This is a genomic window from Bacteroides mediterraneensis (assembly GCF_016900355.1).
Lineage (GTDB): Bacteria > Bacteroidota > Bacteroidia > Bacteroidales > Bacteroidaceae > Phocaeicola.
In genome coordinates this window covers 47002-61367 of the sequence record NZ_JACJKA010000001.1, presented here as the reverse complement: position 1 = coordinate 61367, position 14366 = coordinate 47002, and the positions used below count along the sequence as shown (strand labels likewise).

13 protein-coding genes are annotated in these 14366 nt (G+C 47.5%); 6 read left to right on the top strand and 7 right to left on the bottom strand.

The features are described 5' to 3' along the window. Positions 1–262: 262 nt before the first annotated feature. Positions 263–1432 carry a MalY/PatB family protein gene (locus H6A28_RS00270; protein WP_204474899.1) on the top strand — a complete coding sequence of 390 codons (1170 nt, stop codon included), beginning with the start codon at positions 263–265 and terminating at the stop codon, positions 1430–1432. An 87-nt stretch (positions 1433–1519) separates the two neighbouring features. Here H6A28_RS00270 and H6A28_RS00265 read toward each other — a convergent pair whose 3' ends face one another. Then, the gene (locus tag H6A28_RS00265; RefSeq protein WP_204474900.1) at positions 1520–2473 is read right to left on the bottom strand and encodes a tetratricopeptide repeat protein; all 954 of its coding nucleotides are present in this window, start codon (positions 2471–2473) and stop codon (positions 1520–1522) included. A gap of 96 nt (positions 2474–2569) precedes the next feature. Between H6A28_RS00265 and H6A28_RS00260 the strand changes: the two genes are divergently transcribed. Together H6A28_RS00260 and H6A28_RS00255 are read left to right on the top strand one after the other, a co-directional pair. Beyond that, complete coding sequence (locus H6A28_RS00260; protein WP_204478520.1) at positions 2570–3277, top strand: TapB family protein; 708 nt, start codon at positions 2570–2572, stop codon at positions 3275–3277. A 192-nt stretch (positions 3278–3469) separates the two neighbouring features. Continuing rightward, positions 3470–5230 (top strand): 1-deoxy-D-xylulose-5-phosphate synthase, encoded by a 1761-nt coding sequence (locus H6A28_RS00255; protein ID WP_204478519.1) that lies wholly within the window; start codon positions 3470–3472, stop codon positions 5228–5230. Positions 5231–5318: 88 nt separating this feature from the next. Here H6A28_RS00255 and H6A28_RS00250 read toward each other — a convergent pair whose 3' ends face one another. Continuing rightward, entirely contained in the window at positions 5319–6971 is a 1653-nt protein-coding gene (locus H6A28_RS00250) for an AMP-binding protein (RefSeq protein ID WP_204478518.1), read from the bottom strand. Positions 6972–6994: 23 nt separating this feature from the next. Further along, complete coding sequence (locus H6A28_RS00245; protein WP_177865082.1) at positions 6995–7573, bottom strand: helix-turn-helix domain-containing protein; 579 nt, start codon at positions 7571–7573, stop codon at positions 6995–6997. A gap of 186 nt (positions 7574–7759) precedes the next feature. Between H6A28_RS00245 and H6A28_RS00240 the strand changes: the two genes are divergently transcribed. Continuing rightward, on the top strand, positions 7760–8266 hold the full coding sequence (locus H6A28_RS00240; protein WP_430622422.1) for a TlpA family protein disulfide reductase: 507 nt from the start codon (positions 7760–7762) through the stop codon (positions 8264–8266). After that, complete coding sequence (locus H6A28_RS00235) at positions 8266–9066, top strand: N-acetylmuramoyl-L-alanine amidase (RefSeq protein WP_204474967.1); 801 nt, start codon at positions 8266–8268, stop codon at positions 9064–9066. Before H6A28_RS00240 ends, H6A28_RS00235 begins: the two co-directional genes overlap by 1 nt. 79 nt (positions 9067–9145) lie before the next feature. Here H6A28_RS00235 and H6A28_RS00230 read toward each other — a convergent pair whose 3' ends face one another. The 4 genes from H6A28_RS00230 to H6A28_RS00215 all read right to left on the bottom strand — a co-directional run bounded on the left by H6A28_RS00230 (position 9146) and on the right by H6A28_RS00215 (position 13384). Then, positions 9146–10117, bottom strand: a complete 972-nt coding sequence (locus H6A28_RS00230) for an eCIS core domain-containing protein (protein ID WP_204478517.1) — start codon at positions 10115–10117, stop codon at positions 9146–9148. Between the two features lie 463 nt (positions 10118–10580). Continuing rightward, entirely contained in the window at positions 10581–11633 is a 1053-nt protein-coding gene (recA, locus tag H6A28_RS00225) for a recombinase RecA (protein ID WP_204474911.1), read from the bottom strand. 2 nt (positions 11634–11635) lie between these two features. Continuing rightward, positions 11636–12085, bottom strand: coding sequence for a thioredoxin-dependent thiol peroxidase (gene bcp / locus H6A28_RS00220; RefSeq protein WP_204474912.1), 450 nt, complete (start codon positions 12083–12085; stop codon positions 11636–11638). Positions 12086–12190: 105 nt separating this feature from the next. After that, on the bottom strand, positions 12191–13384 hold the full coding sequence (locus H6A28_RS00215) for a saccharopine dehydrogenase family protein (RefSeq protein ID WP_204474914.1): 1194 nt from the start codon (positions 13382–13384) through the stop codon (positions 12191–12193). A gap of 174 nt (positions 13385–13558) precedes the next feature. Here H6A28_RS00215 and H6A28_RS00210 point away from each other — a divergent pair, with 174 nt between their 5' ends. Continuing rightward, positions 13559–14356 carry an META domain-containing protein gene (locus H6A28_RS00210; RefSeq protein ID WP_204478516.1) on the top strand — a complete coding sequence of 266 codons (798 nt, stop codon included), beginning with the start codon at positions 13559–13561 and terminating at the stop codon, positions 14354–14356. Positions 14357–14366: the final 10 nt, after the last annotated feature.

The window sequence follows — 14366 nt, the reverse complement described above, 5'->3', positions numbered from 1 at the left end:
GCAAACTCCCGCTTCACTTCATTGCTAAAGTAAAAGAAATAAAAGTAAAAGAAGAAGTAAGATGCAAATGTTCTCATGTTCTTGTTATTTTGTTGTTATTTCTGCTGCAAAAGTAATACTTTTCTTTAAAAAACAAATATTACATCAAAATTTTTCTTCTCATTTTTAAAAAATACGTTCATAATGCCGGATGTGAATGTATTTTCTTACCTTTGTTGTAAAGAGATATTTCATTTATAAAACAGCCAAACAGATAAAAGACATGAACTATAATTTTGATGAAGTGATAGACCGTCGGGGCACTTGCTGCGAAAAAGTAGACGGTATGGTGAATGTATGGGGACGTTCAGATTTGATTCCCATGTGGGTAGCTGACATGGATTTTGCGACTCCTCCGTTTATATTGGACGCTATCCGTAAGCGTTGCGAACATCCGGTGCTGGGATATACTTTCCGTCCGGACAGTTATTTCCAGTCCATTATCGACTGGGTGAAGAAGCGCTATGGTATGACGGTGAAGAAAGAGGAGATTAATTTTGTACCCGGCATTGTGCCCGGACTGGGGATGGCCATCAATTGTTTTACGGAACCGGGCGATAAAATTATGATTATGCCGCCGGTGTATCATCCGTTTGCCTGGCTGGTAACGCGCAACAATCGTCGGCTGGTGGAATGTCCGCTGAAAGAGGTGGACGGACACTATCGCATGGACTTGGATTTGATTCGCCGTTCCATCAAAGGTATACGGGTGTTGATTCTCTGTAATCCTCATAATCCGGGTGGGGTAGTATGGAAGAAGGAAGAATTGCAGGAACTGGCAGAAATTTGTGCCGATGACAATGTGATTGTATTCTCCGATGAGATTCATGCTGATTTGACCTTGCCTCCTTTCCAGCATACGCCGTTTGCCATGGTTTCAGAAAAGGCACGCAATAACTCTGTTACCTTTATGGCGCCCAGTAAGACCTTCAATATGCCGGGAGTAGCTGCTTCGCATACCTTTATTTATAATGAGGTACTCCGGGAACGCTTTGAAACGTATCTGGATGCCGGCGAATTGAATGCCGGTCATGTGTTTGCCTGGCCTGCCGTGACAGCTGCTTATACAGAAGGAGAGGAATGGTTGGCACAGTGTCTGGCCTATATTCAGGGGAATATTGATTATGTGGCAGACTATATAGAGACTCACATGCCTAAGATGAAGGTGATGCGTCCGCAGGCTTCTTACCTGATTTGGTTGGATTGTCGGGAACTGGGACTTTCGCACGAGGCACTGAACGCTTTCTTTGTGGACAAAGCCGGACTGGCCTTGAACGATGGAGAGATGTTTGGTAAGGAAGGAGCCGGTTTTATGCGCATGAACGTGGGATGTCCGCGGGTTACCGTGGAAAAGGCCTTGCAGCAGTTGAAGGCGGCTTACGACACGCTTTGATAAAGAGAATATATAAGAAAACGGCTGTGGAATGCTTCTTTGAAGAGGTTTCCACAGCCGTTTCTCTTATATATTATATAGTATAGATTAGTAAATTCCCGTCTGCAAGTTATTCTTTTCAAAATTATCGAAATGACCGGAAATCAGGTTTTCTTTTTCGGGAGCCAGTTCGATGGCTTTTTTCATGTCTTCCGTAGCTCCGTCCTTGTCGCCCATCAGCAGGCGTACCCGTCCTCTTTCCTGATACAGCTGGGCATCCTGCGGAATCAGTTCGATGGCTTCCTGATAGTTTTCCAGAGCTTGGTCCAGTTTCTTCTCTTCTGTCAGCAGACTCCCTTTCAGCAGGTAGGCCTTCACGTGGAAGGGGTTCAGAGAGATTACCTGATCCAGACATTTTTCGCCTTCTTCCGTCTGTCCGAGCTGGATGTGGATAGTCGCTTTCAGTAGCAAGGCTTCTTCCTGTTCCGGATTAAGTTTCAGCACTTGTTCCAAGTCGTCCAACGCATCTTTAGCCTGACGCATTTCCCACAATATTTCGGCCCGTAGCAGGTACGCTTCGGTGTAACTCTCGTTTTGGGCGAGGGCTTTGGTCAGCATCACAATGGCCTGTATTCCGTTTTTCATGCCATGCGCCGCTTTTCCAGCCAGATAATAGGCTTGTGCGTTTTTATCATCTATGGCGATGGCTTTCTGGCAAGCATTGTTCATGCCGTCATAATCTTCCTGCAAGAAGCATACGCTGGCCAGTGACAGCAAGGCCTGTATGTTGGTTTCATCTTTTGCCACGAGTCGGTCGAGAGTGATACGTGCATCGTCTGTGCGGTTGGCCTGAAGATAGGCACTGGCCAGCAGTCCCAGTGTTTCGTTTTCATCGTTGAGTGCTACAGCCTCTTCAAAACATTTGATGGCGTAGTCCAGTTTTCCCATATTGCGGGCCCGGATGCCGTCGTATTTCAGAATGTCGAAGTTTTTCTTGTCTTGCTTTTCCTGTTCGTTTTCATCGGATTGGTTTTTTCCGAATAAAGATGATAATAATCCCATGTATAGTTGATTTAATGTTTTTTCAGTGGCAAAGATAGACAGAAAAAAGAAAGAAATTTGTATGTTTGCACCGTATTTTGTTTAAAAAAGGAAACTATGAAGAGGCTTATGTTTTTGGTTGCGGCCATTTTAGGCTGCCATTCTATGCAGGCACAATATTTCTGTACGACAGAAGGAACAGAATTGCACTATGTAAATTATGATGAAATCGGTCAAAGCACCTCTAATGAAACCATGACGGTGAGCAAGGTGGCAAAGGCCGACGGGAAGGTGCAGGCTTCCTATTATGACAAGATTGTCACGACGAAGGCAAAAAACAATACCAGCTATACGTTGTTCAATTGGAGTTATGATGGAACAAACACGGTTTGTACCGAAGATTTGATGTATGGTCCGTATATCGATTCTGATTCCGATCCGGAAAAATACAACGAGGCAGCCCGTTTAGGCTTATTGGAGAAACTGAAGTTCAAAGGAGACAATTCGTTTACTATCAAAGATGAGGCTAAAGGAGGCGAGAGCATTCCTGACCGCTCGTATCAGGTGGTACGTAACATGCTGAAGAATGAAGTGAATATTTCCGGTGCGGCTTATATGGGAAATGAAACCATCAGCACCACTGCCGGAAAGTTCGATTGTGTGAAGATTTCTTATTTGCAACGTACGAAAATCGTATTGAAAACCACTACGCTCCGCGTGACAGAGTGGTATGCAGAAGGAGTCGGACTGGTAAAATCAGAGGCATACGATACCAAGGGCAAGTTGGACAGCAAGACTTTGCTGGTCAAGATTGTGAATAAGTAAATGGCAGATACTATATTGCTACAAAGAGACTGTTTCACCGAAAGGATGAAGCGGTCTCTTTTGTTTTGTCGGGATAGTCGGGAATTCGGGTATAAAAAGCCGTAATTTATATACCTTCATCGGGCGGAAGAAACGCTATTTTTGCTTCGTGAATTTGCGTCTTTAATGTGTAACTTGTTTAAATATTATTTTATGTATCTGGAAAAAATCAATTCACCGGCCGACGTCAAAAAACTGTCGGTAGCAGAGATGAATGAATTAAGCCATGAAATACGCCAGGTTCTGTTGCAGAAACTGAGCGCACACGGAGGACATTTCGGTCCCAATTTCGGAATGGTGGAAGCGACGATTGCCTTGCATTACGTGTTCCACTCGCCGGAAGATAAGATTGTGTTCGATGTCTCACATCAAAGTTATGTCCATAAAATGTTGACCGGACGTAAAGATGCCTTCCTGCATGCGGAACAGTATGACGAGGTGTCTGGTTATTCGGAACCGATGGAAAGTGTGCACGACCATTTTGTGATGGGACATACTTCTACTTCTGTCAGCCTGGCGGGCGGACTGGTGAAAGGACGAGACCTGACGGGGAAGGGTGGCAACGTGATTGCAGTCATCGGAGACGGCTCACTCAGCGGGGGAGAAGCCTTGGAAGGACTCGATTATGCAGCTGAATTAGGTACGAATTTTATCATAATAGTCAACGACAACCAGATGTCGATTGCCGAGAATCATGGAGGACTGTACCGCAATCTGCAGGAACTGCGTGAAAGCAACGGGCAGTGTCCTTGCAATCTTTTCCGGGCGATGGGATTGGATTATCTTTACGTGAACGAAGGAAACAATGTGGAGGCACTGATCAAGGCCTTCCAGCAGGTAAAGGACATTGACCATCCGGTTGTGGTACACATCAATACACTGAAAGGGAAGGGATATGCTCCTGCCGAAAAAGACAAGGAAACCTATCACTGGACCATGCCGTTCAACCCAGAAACAGGAGTGGTGTTCCACCCGAGCGAAGAGCCGCAGGACTATGCCGACCTGACTGCCTGCTACCTGTTGCGCCGCATGCAGGAAGACCGTCGTATTGTAGCTATTTCAGCCGGTACGCCTACCGTGATGGGATTCACTCCCGACCGTCGGAAAGCTGCCGGGAAGCAGTTCGTGGATGTGGGCATTGCAGAGGAACATGCCGTGGCGCTGGCTTCCGGCATTGCCAAGAATGGAGGAAAGCCTTTGTTTGGCGTATATAGTACGTTTATCCAGCGTGCGTACGACCAGATTTCACAGGACTTGTGTATCAACCGCAATCCGGCCGTACTGTTAGTGTTCTGGGGTTCACTCTCGGCCATGAATGATGTGACGCATCTTTGCTTCTTCGACATTCCGCTGCTCAGCAACATTCCGAATCTGGTGTATTTGGCTCCCACTTGCCGGGAAGAATACATGGCCATGCTGGAGTGGAGTATCCGGCAGAACGAACATCCGGTGGCTATCCGTGTGCCGGCCACGGAACTGGCTTACGGGTATCGTCCGGTGGATGCAGATTATAGCCGGTTGAACCGTTATCAGACTGTCCGGAAGGGGAGCCGCGTAGCCATTTTGGGACTGGGTTCTTTCTTCGGGCTGGCAGAAGAGACAGCCGCTTTGCTCAAGGAACAGAAAGGAATAGAAGCTACTCTGATCAATCCGCGTTACATTACGGGAGTGGATGAGGCCCTGATGGAAGAACTGAAGGCCGACCACGAACTGGTGGTAACCTTGGAAGACGGGGTACTGGACGGCGGATTCGGTGAGAAGATTGCCCGCTATTTCGGTTGCAGTCCGATAAAGGTGCTCAATTTCGGTGCCCAGAAGGAATTTGTAGACCGTTTCGATGTGCAGGAATTCCTGGAAAAGAACCATCTCACTGCTCCGCAGATTGCCGCCGACATTCTGCAACAGCTTGCCTGACGTGTATTATTGGAAAGAATAAAAATGAATGGCTCCCCAAGATGGATTTATCCGTCCGGGGAGCCATTTCTTTTGGTTGTTTGAAAGTTTATATAATCTCGATGCCTCGTTCGGCACAGAGTTTTACGCTCAGTTCTTTCAGCTTGAATTTCTGGATCTTTCCGCTTCCTGTCATCGGGAACTCCTTGACGAAGAAGATGTATTTGGGAATTTTGTAGCGGGCGATTTTCCCCTGGCAGAACTCCCTGACATCGAACTCGTTCATGGTGTATCCCTCGTGCAGGATGATGAAGGCCCCTACGGCTTCTCCGTATTTCTTGGAAGGCACGCCGGCCACCTGTACATCCTTGATGCCCGGCATCTTGTAGAGAAATTCCTCTATTTCACGCGGGTAGATGTTTTCACCGCCACGGATAATCATGTCCTTGATGCGGCCCGTGATGCGGTAGTTCCCGTTTTCATCCTTCACTCCCAAGTCGCCCGAATGGAGGAATCCCTGGGCATCGATGACCTCAGCCGTAGCCTCCGGATTCTTGTAATATCCTTTCATGTTGTTGTAGCCCCGGTTGCACATCTCTCCCTGTACCCCTATCGGACATTCCTCGCCGGTTTCCGGGTCGAGCACCTTCACTTCGGTAAATTCAAAGTCGTGTCCTACGGTGTGGTATCTCACTTCCGAATCATCGTCGATGCGGCTGTGCGTCATGCCCGGTGAGGTTTCCGTCAGTCCGTACACGCTGGTGACGCGCATGAACATCTTTTCTTCCACCTGTTTCATGAGCTCCACCGGACAGAGGGAGCCAGCCATGATACCGGTGCGCAGGCTTGACAGGTCGAACAGGCTGAACATCGGATGATTCAGTTCGGCAATAAACATCGTCGGTACGCCATAGAGGGCCGTACACCGTTCCTTGTGGACGGAAGCCAGGACCAGCAACGGGTCAAAACGCTCAATCATCACCTGTGTACAGCCATGTGTCAGGCAGTTCATGGTGGCCAGTACCACTCCGAAACAATGGAACAGCGGTACGCAGACACACAGTTTGTCGTCGGGGGTGAATTTCATGTGTTCGCCCGTCAGGAATCCGTTGTTGGCGATGTTGTAGTGGGTCAGCATGACGCCTTTGGGGAATCCCGTAGTGCCCGAGGTGTACTGCATGTTCACGGTGTCGTGGCTGTTTACCTGCTTTTTGGCCCGTGTCAGTTCTTCGTCGTCCACGTTATGTCCCAGCAGCAGAATCTCTGCCGTGTTGTACATCCCTCGGTATTTTTCCTGTCCGATGTAAATCACGTTGCGCATGTGGGGGAAGCGCTTGCTTTTCATGTGTCCCCGTTCAAAGAGTTTCAGTTCGGGCAGCATGGTGTAGGTCATTTCCACGAAGTTGCTGTCCTTTTCCCCGTCGACGATACACAGCGTATGCATGTCGGAGTTCTCACAAAGATACTCCAGTTCCGCCTGCTTGTAGTTCGTGTTGACGGTGACCGCCACGGCCCCGATTTTGGCACAGGCATACAGAAAAGTCAGCCAGTCGGGTACGTTGCGGGCCCAGATGCCCACGTGCGTGTCTTTTTGCACTCCGATGGCCAGCAAGCCTTTAGCCATACGGTCCACCCGCTCGTTGAACTGTTTCCAGGTGAAACGCAGGTTGCGGTCGGAATATACGATGTATTCTTTGTCGGGAGTCACTTCCGCCCAGTGCTCCAGCCAGTCGCCCAAGGTTCTTTCAGATAGTTGTAACATGTCGTTGGAGGTTTGAGTAAGACTTAGGCCGGAGTGTAGACCACGGCCAGAATTTGTGCGGCTTGTCCTTCGGCAGCGTGTACGTGGTGCGGCACGATGGAATCGTAATAGATGGTGTCCCCTTCCTTCAGTCGGTAAGTACTTTTCCCGTAGCTGATTTCCAGTTCCCCTTTCAGCACCATAATGAACTCTTCTCCTTCATGTCCGGAAAGGAAGAAATCCTTTTCGCTGTCGGCTTCGATATCGATGATAAACGGGTCCATGTGACGGTCGGCCTTGCTTCTTGCCAGTGAGTGGTAGTGCATGTGCTGCCGTGCCTGTGTCGCATTGTTGGAAAAGCCGATGGTATCGTCTGCTTCTCCCTTCCGGCAGACCACTGGTCCCGTTTCATTGGGCTGGTCGTCCAGAAAAGTACCCAGCCGTACCCCTAGTACACGGGCGATTTTTATTAGTGGGGCAAGCGAAGGAATGTCGATGTTTTCTTCGATGCGGCTCACCTGTTCCACGGTCAGGCCGGCACGTTCGGCCAGTTCCTGAATACTTATTTCCTGATTGCTTCGGAGCGCTTTGATTTTTTCTCCGATAATGTTTGTGCAGTCCATAGGTCGGGTTGTTTTGAGTTTTTCATGTTTCGCAAAGGTAATAAAGTTTCCGTATAAACATCCGGTGCAGTGGATAAAATACGTGTTTCTCTTCCGATATGCCTGTTTTTCACTTTTTTGTGTTATCTTTGGCCCGGATTATAATTTAGAATGAATATGAAGAAGCTGTTTTTAGCATTGGCTTTGATGGGATGTATGGGGAGCCATGCCCCTCTTCAGGCCAGCCAGCCGGTTCCCGATGCGGCTGGATATATTGTAAAGGTGGGCGATGAGGCACCCGATTTTGAGATGACGCTGACGGATGGCAGCAAGGTGAAACTGTCCGACCTGAAAGGCAAGGTGGTGATGTTGCAGTTCACGGCCAGCTGGTGTGGGGTCTGCCGCAAGGAAATGCCTTTTATCGAAAAAGACATCTGGCAGAAACATAAAGACAATGCGTCATTTGTGCTCTACGGGGTAGATCGTGATGAACCGCTGGAACGCGTGAAGGCTTTTGCCAAGCAGACAGGGGTGACCTATCCGTTGGGCCTTGATCCGGGAGCAGATATCTTTGCCAAGTATGCGGAGCGCAATGCCGGAATCACCCGGAACGTCCTGATAGGGAAGGATGGAAAGATTGTCATGATGACGCGTTTGTATAATGAAGAGGAATTTGCTTCTCTTTGCCGGAAAATAGAGGAGTTGCTGAAGTGATGAAGAAGTATGGCTGTATGTTGTTGGCCTTTTTGCTGTGTCTCCCCTTGGGAATGTACGCAAGGAAAAAAGGCCACTACGAACCTCTGTTAGGAAAGAAATATGCTTCGTATGCCGTGATCTCCAGTTCCTTGAAAGGAGCCGTTTTTTATCTGGTGAGCGGACACGGTGGTCCAGACCCTGGTTGTATTGGCAAATATCAAGGGAAAGAACTGCATGAAGACGAGTATGCCTATGACATCATTCTTCGTCTTGGCCGCGAACTGTTGAAGCGGGGAGCAAAAGTGTATTTCATTATTCAGGACAAGAAAGACGGCATCCGTAACCAGGCAGTGTTGAACAACAGCAAACGTGAGACTTGTATGGGCAAGGAAATACCGCTGAATCAGGTGGCCCGTCTGCAGCAGCGTTGTGATGCCATCAATCGGCTCTATCGGCAGGACAAGAGCCGTTACAAGCGGGCGGTGTTCATTCATGTGGACAGTCGGGCACGCCATAACCAGACCGACGTGTACTTTTATCATGCTCCGGGCAGTTCAAAAGGAAAACGGCTGGCAAAAGAGGTGCAGCGTACGTTCCGTGCCAAATACGACCGCCATCAGCCTAATCGCGGATTCGATGGTACGGTAAGTGAACGCAACCTGTTTGTGCTTCGCAAGACCAATCCGGTAGGCGTATTCCTGGAAGTAGGAAACATCCAGAATGCACAAGACCAGAAACGTCTGGTTATTGCCGACAACCGGCAGGCATTGGCTAACTGGATTACGTTGGCATTGGAAAAGGATTTTCGGAAGAAATAAGAATAAGATAAAGTGATCACAAAAAAAGTCAGGCACCTTTCTAAGGCAACCTGACTTTTTTGTAGGAATATGAAATTTTTTATCGGTTATTGGCTTTTAGTACCTTTTGTGTATTCTGAATGATTTCCGGATTGGGCAAGTCCTTTTTGCCAATCAGGGTGAAGGCAAAATTGTCGGCCATGATTTCCTCCGGGTTGATTACATAACTGGTGTTCTTTCCGACCTGTGTGTAGAAATCTGTTGCATCGTCCAATGAGTAAATAATGGTTTTACCGGATTTTTGGACGGGGATAAATTCCCCATTCAGCGGAACCAGTCCGATTTTCAGGTACTCAAACAAGGTCTTTCCGTCGTAAGGCTTGTCGGTATAGATCACCATGGTGCAATATTGCTTCTGTCCTCCGATCGTGAATGTGCCGTAGCTGTCGTAGCGGCTGATGTCGGGATTGGAGATGCGCATCTCTGCCAAGTCGGACGGGAAAAGGATCTCTTTTTCGGTGGTATCAAATCCGATAACCTGATATATGTCTTTCTTGAAGTCGGCATTCTGTCGGGTCAGCAGGTGGAACAACTCATGGGCAATCAGGTATTTAAAGTCTTCCTCGGAGGCACTTTTCAGAGCTTCCTCTCCAATGGCAATCCAGTTCATACGGGTGTAGGCCTGTGCGTTACCCTCTTCCTTTTGAGTGGTCTTCACGAAAATAATTTCTTTCGGAAATTCCAAATGATATTTTTGTTTCTTGATTTCTGCATCCAGGCTTTTCATGGTTTTGCTGATACGTGCTTTTTCTTCATCGCTCCAGTTGAGTGTCTGGTCCATGGCGAATTGCAGGAGTTCAGATTTACGTCCCTGAGGCTTCTGTAAGCGGACGTCAATGTCAAACTGGTTCCAATTGCGGGTATAGTCGTCCAGTTCTGTAATCAGCATTTGTGCCTCGGCACGGGTAGCAAACCGGAAAGCCGAATTGGCAAATTTATTACTTTGTGCCCACGCAGCAACTGTGGAAAGAGTCAGGCAGAATATGAAAAGAAATTGATGCTTTAAGGTCATAGTCTCGTTTTTTTAGTGGTTCACAATAATTCATCGTGGTAAATATAGCGTATTTTTTTGTTTCTTTCGCTGATTTTTGTCAAGAAAAACGTATAAAGAGAAAAATAGAATGATTGTGTGCGTAGACGGTGGGCGGGAGGAGCTCAAGCATGTTGTGCGATGCGGGTGTCTGGAAAAGGTAAAATGCAGGCATCCATCTTGTTTTTTGAAGGGACGACAGTTCTGTTTCACAGTGCGGGATTTGTGTCCCACACTGTGAAATATATATCCCACACTGTGGTTTTTGTATCCCACAGTGTGAAACAGAGAATTTGTCCTGGGATTTGGAAGAAACGGGATAGGAGTTTGTCATTTAATAGGTAGGTGAAAGTATTAGGTGGAAGGAGAAGACATAAAAAATACGGATTCACCCGCTGAACCTCAGCAAAGTGAATCCGTTCTTAAATTATAGAAAAGAATGAAGTTATTCCTTGTCTTTCAACGCATCGAAAATCAGTTTTTCCAGTTCGTCGGCCAGTTCTGGATTGTCTTGGATGCACTGTTTGGCGGCATCACGGCCCTGTCCTAACTTGGTGTCGTTGTAGCTGTACCATGAACCGCTTTTCTTGATGATGCCCAGTTCGGCACCCAAGTCGATGATTTCTCCGCTGCGGGAAATACCTTCACCGAACATGATGTCGAATTCGGCTTTGCGGAAAGGAGGAGCCACCTTGTTCTTTACGACTTTCACACGTACCTGGTTACCGATGACTTCATCGCCGTCTTTCAACTGAGCGGCACGGCGGATGTCCAGGCGGACAGACGCATAGAATTTCAGCGCGTTACCACCGGTGGTAGTTTCCGGGTTGCCGAACATGACACCGATTTTCTCACGCAGCTGGTTAATGAAGATACAAGTGGTGTTGGTCTTGCTGATGGCAGAAGTCAGCTTGCGCAGAGCTTGTGACATCAGTCGGGCTTGCAGACCAACTTTGTTGTCGCCCATGTCGCCTTCAATTTCAGCCTTTGGAGTCAGAGCCGCTACAGAGTCGATGACAATGATGTCGATGGCAGAGGAACGAATCAGCTGTTCGGCAATTTCCAATGCCTGCTCGCCGTTGTCGGGCTGTGAAATCCACAAGTTGTCGATGTCCACTCCTAACTTGGCTGCATAGAAACGGTCGAAAGCATGTTCTGCATCGATGAAGGCCGCAATACCGCCTGCTTTCTGTGCTTCAGCAATGGCATGGATGGCCAGCGTGGTCTTACCGGAGGATTCCGGGCCATAGATTTCGATGATACGTCCTTTCGGGTAACCACCTACACCAAGTGCTGCATTCAGGGCAATGGAGCCGGTCGGGATGACTTCTACTTCCTGCACGTGGTCGTCGCCCATTTTCATGATAGAGCCTTTTCCGAAGCTCTTCTCAATTTTGTCCATGGCGGCCTGCAGGGCTTTCAGTTTCTCACTGTTATCGGGTTTGGGGGCGTTGTTTTCGATGCCTCCTTCAAATTCTAATTCGTCTTTCTTGGCCATAATTATTGTAGGATTTGTGCGGCATGGTCTTTGGTCTTCACTTCCTTGGGTGAAATAATCCGTTCGATGATGCCTTGTTCGTTAATGATGAAAGTGGTACGGAAAGTGCCCATGTATTTGCGTCCGTACATGCTTTTTTCTCCCCATACACCGAAAGTTTCCACCAGCTTGTGGTCGGTATCGGCAATCAGTGTAAACGGAAGCTGGTTCTTCTCGATGAATTTCTGGTGTGATTTCTCGTCGTTGATGCTCACACCGATGACTTCGTAGCCGGCTTTCTGGAGTTCGGCATAGTTGTCGCGGAGGTTGCAGGCTTGTGCCGTACAGCCTGAAGTCATATCCTTGGGATAGAAATAGAGGACGATTTTCTTGCCCGCGTAGTCGCTCAGGCGAACTTCTTCACCTTTTTCGTTGACTCCCAGTATTTCGGGAGCTTTGTCTCCTATGTTCATAATTGTTTGTTGGAAAAAGTTAGAAAAAAGAAAAGAACCAAGAATGAAGAATGAGTGCTTCGGTTCTCCATTCTTGATTCTTTATATAGGTAATCTTTCAGTCAATTACAGTTCCAGGTCGCCGTCGAATACTTCATGCCAAGGCAGTCCGTATTTGTTCAGCGCGTCCATGAATGGATCCGGGTCGAATTCTTCCACGTTCCATACACCCGGGCGTTTCCACAGGCCTTTCAGGAACATCATGGCACCAATCATGGCCGGTACACCGGTGGTGTAGCTTACACCCTGCATGCCTGTTTCTTTGTACGCAGCCTGGTGAGAGCAGTTGTTGTATACATAATAAGTATGTTCTTTTCCGTCCTTGATACCCCGAATACGGCATCCGATAGAAGTCTCGCCTTCGTAGTTCTCGCCCAAATCCTGTGGGTTAGGCAATACGGCTTTCAGGAACTGCAATGGAACAATCTGCATGCCGTTGTAGTTGATAGGCTCGATGCTGGCCATACCGATGTCCTGAATTACGCGCAGGTGGGTCAGGTATTCCTGGCCGAAAGTCATCCAGAAACGGGCACGCTTGATGGTCGGGAAGTTCTTGACCAGTGATTCCAGTTCTTCGTGATATAGAAGGTAAGAATCGCGCGGGCCGATGTTCGGATAAGTCAGGTCTTTATGGAATTCCAGCGGTTTGGTCGTAATCCATTTGCCGTTTTCGTAGTAACGTCCGTTCTGTGTGATTTCGCGGATGTTGATTTCCGGGTTGAAGTTGGTGGCAAAAGCCTTGTGGTGGTTTCCGGCGTTGCAGTCTACGATGTCCAGGTATTGGATTTCATCGAAATGGTGTTTGGCAGCGTATGCAGTATATACCCCACTTACTCCCGGGTCGAATCCACAGCCTAAAATGGCGGTCAGTCCGGCTTCCTCAAAGCGTTTCTTGTAAGCCCATTGCCAGCTGTATTCAAAGTGAGCCTCGTCTTTCGGCTCGTAGTTTGCGGTATCCAAGTAGTTTACTCCCGTTTGCAGACATGCTTCCATAATCGTTAAATCCTGGTAGGGGAGTGCTACGTTAATAACGATTTCGGGTTTAAAACTGTTGAATAAAGCCACAAGTTCATCCACATTGTCGGCATCTACCTTAGCGGTTTTGATGTGGGGGTTACCAATTGCTTTGACAATGGCATCACATTTTGACTGTGTGCGGCTTGCAATCATGACTTCGGAGAAGACTTCCGGATGCTGAGCCACTTTGTGTGCAACAACGGTACCTACACCGCCTGCACCGATAATCAATACTTTACTCATTTATTAATTTGATACTTTAAATGCCCGGTAAACGTTACCGTTCAATATGCAAAGATAGAAAATAAATCCAAACATGGTGCAGTATTCAAGGGATATCCGTATTTTTGTAAATGAACAATTCTTAAAAATGGATTGTTTGTGAAAATGTGATTACGATTAAAAGAGAAACAAGTTATGAATAAGAAGTATTTTGCAGCAGCGGCTTTTGCTTGCCTGCTGATGAGCTGCGGTTCTGGAAAGAATTCGGTAGCCGTAGTTGATTTTTCAGGGGAATGGAACATTGTAGAAGTAAACGGGGAAAAAGTAAGTGCAGAAAATACGCCTTTTCTGGGGTTTGACAACGCTGAACACCGCTTGTATGGAAATGCGGGTTGCAACCGTCTGGTGGGAACCTTCAACTTGGACACGCTGAATGCAGGGAAAATTTCCTTTGGACAAGTGGGAGCTACCCGGATGATGTGTCCGGATATGAAGGTAGAACAGAGTGTGTTGGAAGCCTTGAATAAGGTGGCCGGATATGAAGAAGTAGGTGAAGGCGTATCCTTGAACGATGCCGATGGAAAATCGCTCATTCTTTTGCAGAAACGGGAAGTAAAGGAAGTTTCTATAAATGATTTGGACGGTACATGGCAGATTATGACCGTGAATGGAACAGAAATCGGCAAAACGGAGAAAACACCTCAGCTGACTTTCGACTTGGCAGAGAAAAAAGTATATGGAAATGCCAGCTGCAATACGATCAATGGCGGATTCTCTCAGGAAGAAGGAAAGTCTTCTTCTTTGCAGTTCACTCAGATGATTTCTACCATGATGGCTTGTCCGGATATGGAAACGGAAAGAAATATTCTGGATGCATTGAACAAGGTGCGCAGCTTTGAGGTAAAAGAAGATGGTACAGTGAGCCTGTTGGGCGAGGACGGTACTGAATTACTGACCTTGAAGAAGCTGGTTGAGACGGAAACTGAGGCTTGATAAATCGGCA

What these genes read in the sequence shown, in the direction of transcription:
- H6A28_RS00270 (WP_204474899.1), top strand. Translation starts at nt 263, where the DNA reads ATGAACTATAATTTTGATGAAGTGATAGACCGTCGGGGCACTTGCTGC.
- H6A28_RS00265 (WP_204474900.1), bottom strand. Translation starts at nt 2,473, where the DNA reads ATGGGATTATTATCATCTTTATTCGGAAAAAACCAATCCGATGAAAAC.
- H6A28_RS00260 (WP_204478520.1), top strand. Translation starts at nt 2,570, where the DNA reads ATGAAGAGGCTTATGTTTTTGGTTGCGGCCATTTTAGGCTGCCATTCT.
- H6A28_RS00255 (WP_204478519.1), top strand. Translation starts at nt 3,470, where the DNA reads ATGTATCTGGAAAAAATCAATTCACCGGCCGACGTCAAAAAACTGTCG.
- H6A28_RS00250 (WP_204478518.1), bottom strand. Translation starts at nt 6,971, where the DNA reads ATGTTACAACTATCTGAAAGAACCTTGGGCGACTGGCTGGAGCACTGG.
- H6A28_RS00245 (WP_177865082.1), bottom strand. Translation starts at nt 7,573, where the DNA reads ATGGACTGCACAAACATTATCGGAGAAAAAATCAAAGCGCTCCGAAGC.
- H6A28_RS00240 (WP_430622422.1), top strand. Translation starts at nt 7,760, where the DNA reads ATGGGATGTATGGGGAGCCATGCCCCTCTTCAGGCCAGCCAGCCGGTT.
- H6A28_RS00235 (WP_204474967.1), top strand. Translation starts at nt 8,266, where the DNA reads ATGAAGAAGTATGGCTGTATGTTGTTGGCCTTTTTGCTGTGTCTCCCC.
- H6A28_RS00230 (WP_204478517.1), bottom strand. Translation starts at nt 10,117, where the DNA reads ATGACCTTAAAGCATCAATTTCTTTTCATATTCTGCCTGACTCTTTCC.
- recA (WP_204474911.1), bottom strand. Translation starts at nt 11,633, where the DNA reads ATGGCCAAGAAAGACGAATTAGAATTTGAAGGAGGCATCGAAAACAAC.
- bcp (WP_204474912.1), bottom strand. Translation starts at nt 12,085, where the DNA reads ATGAACATAGGAGACAAAGCTCCCGAAATACTGGGAGTCAACGAAAAA.
- H6A28_RS00215 (WP_204474914.1), bottom strand. Translation starts at nt 13,384, where the DNA reads ATGAGTAAAGTATTGATTATCGGTGCAGGCGGTGTAGGTACCGTTGTT.
- H6A28_RS00210 (WP_204478516.1), top strand. Translation starts at nt 13,559, where the DNA reads ATGAATAAGAAGTATTTTGCAGCAGCGGCTTTTGCTTGCCTGCTGATG.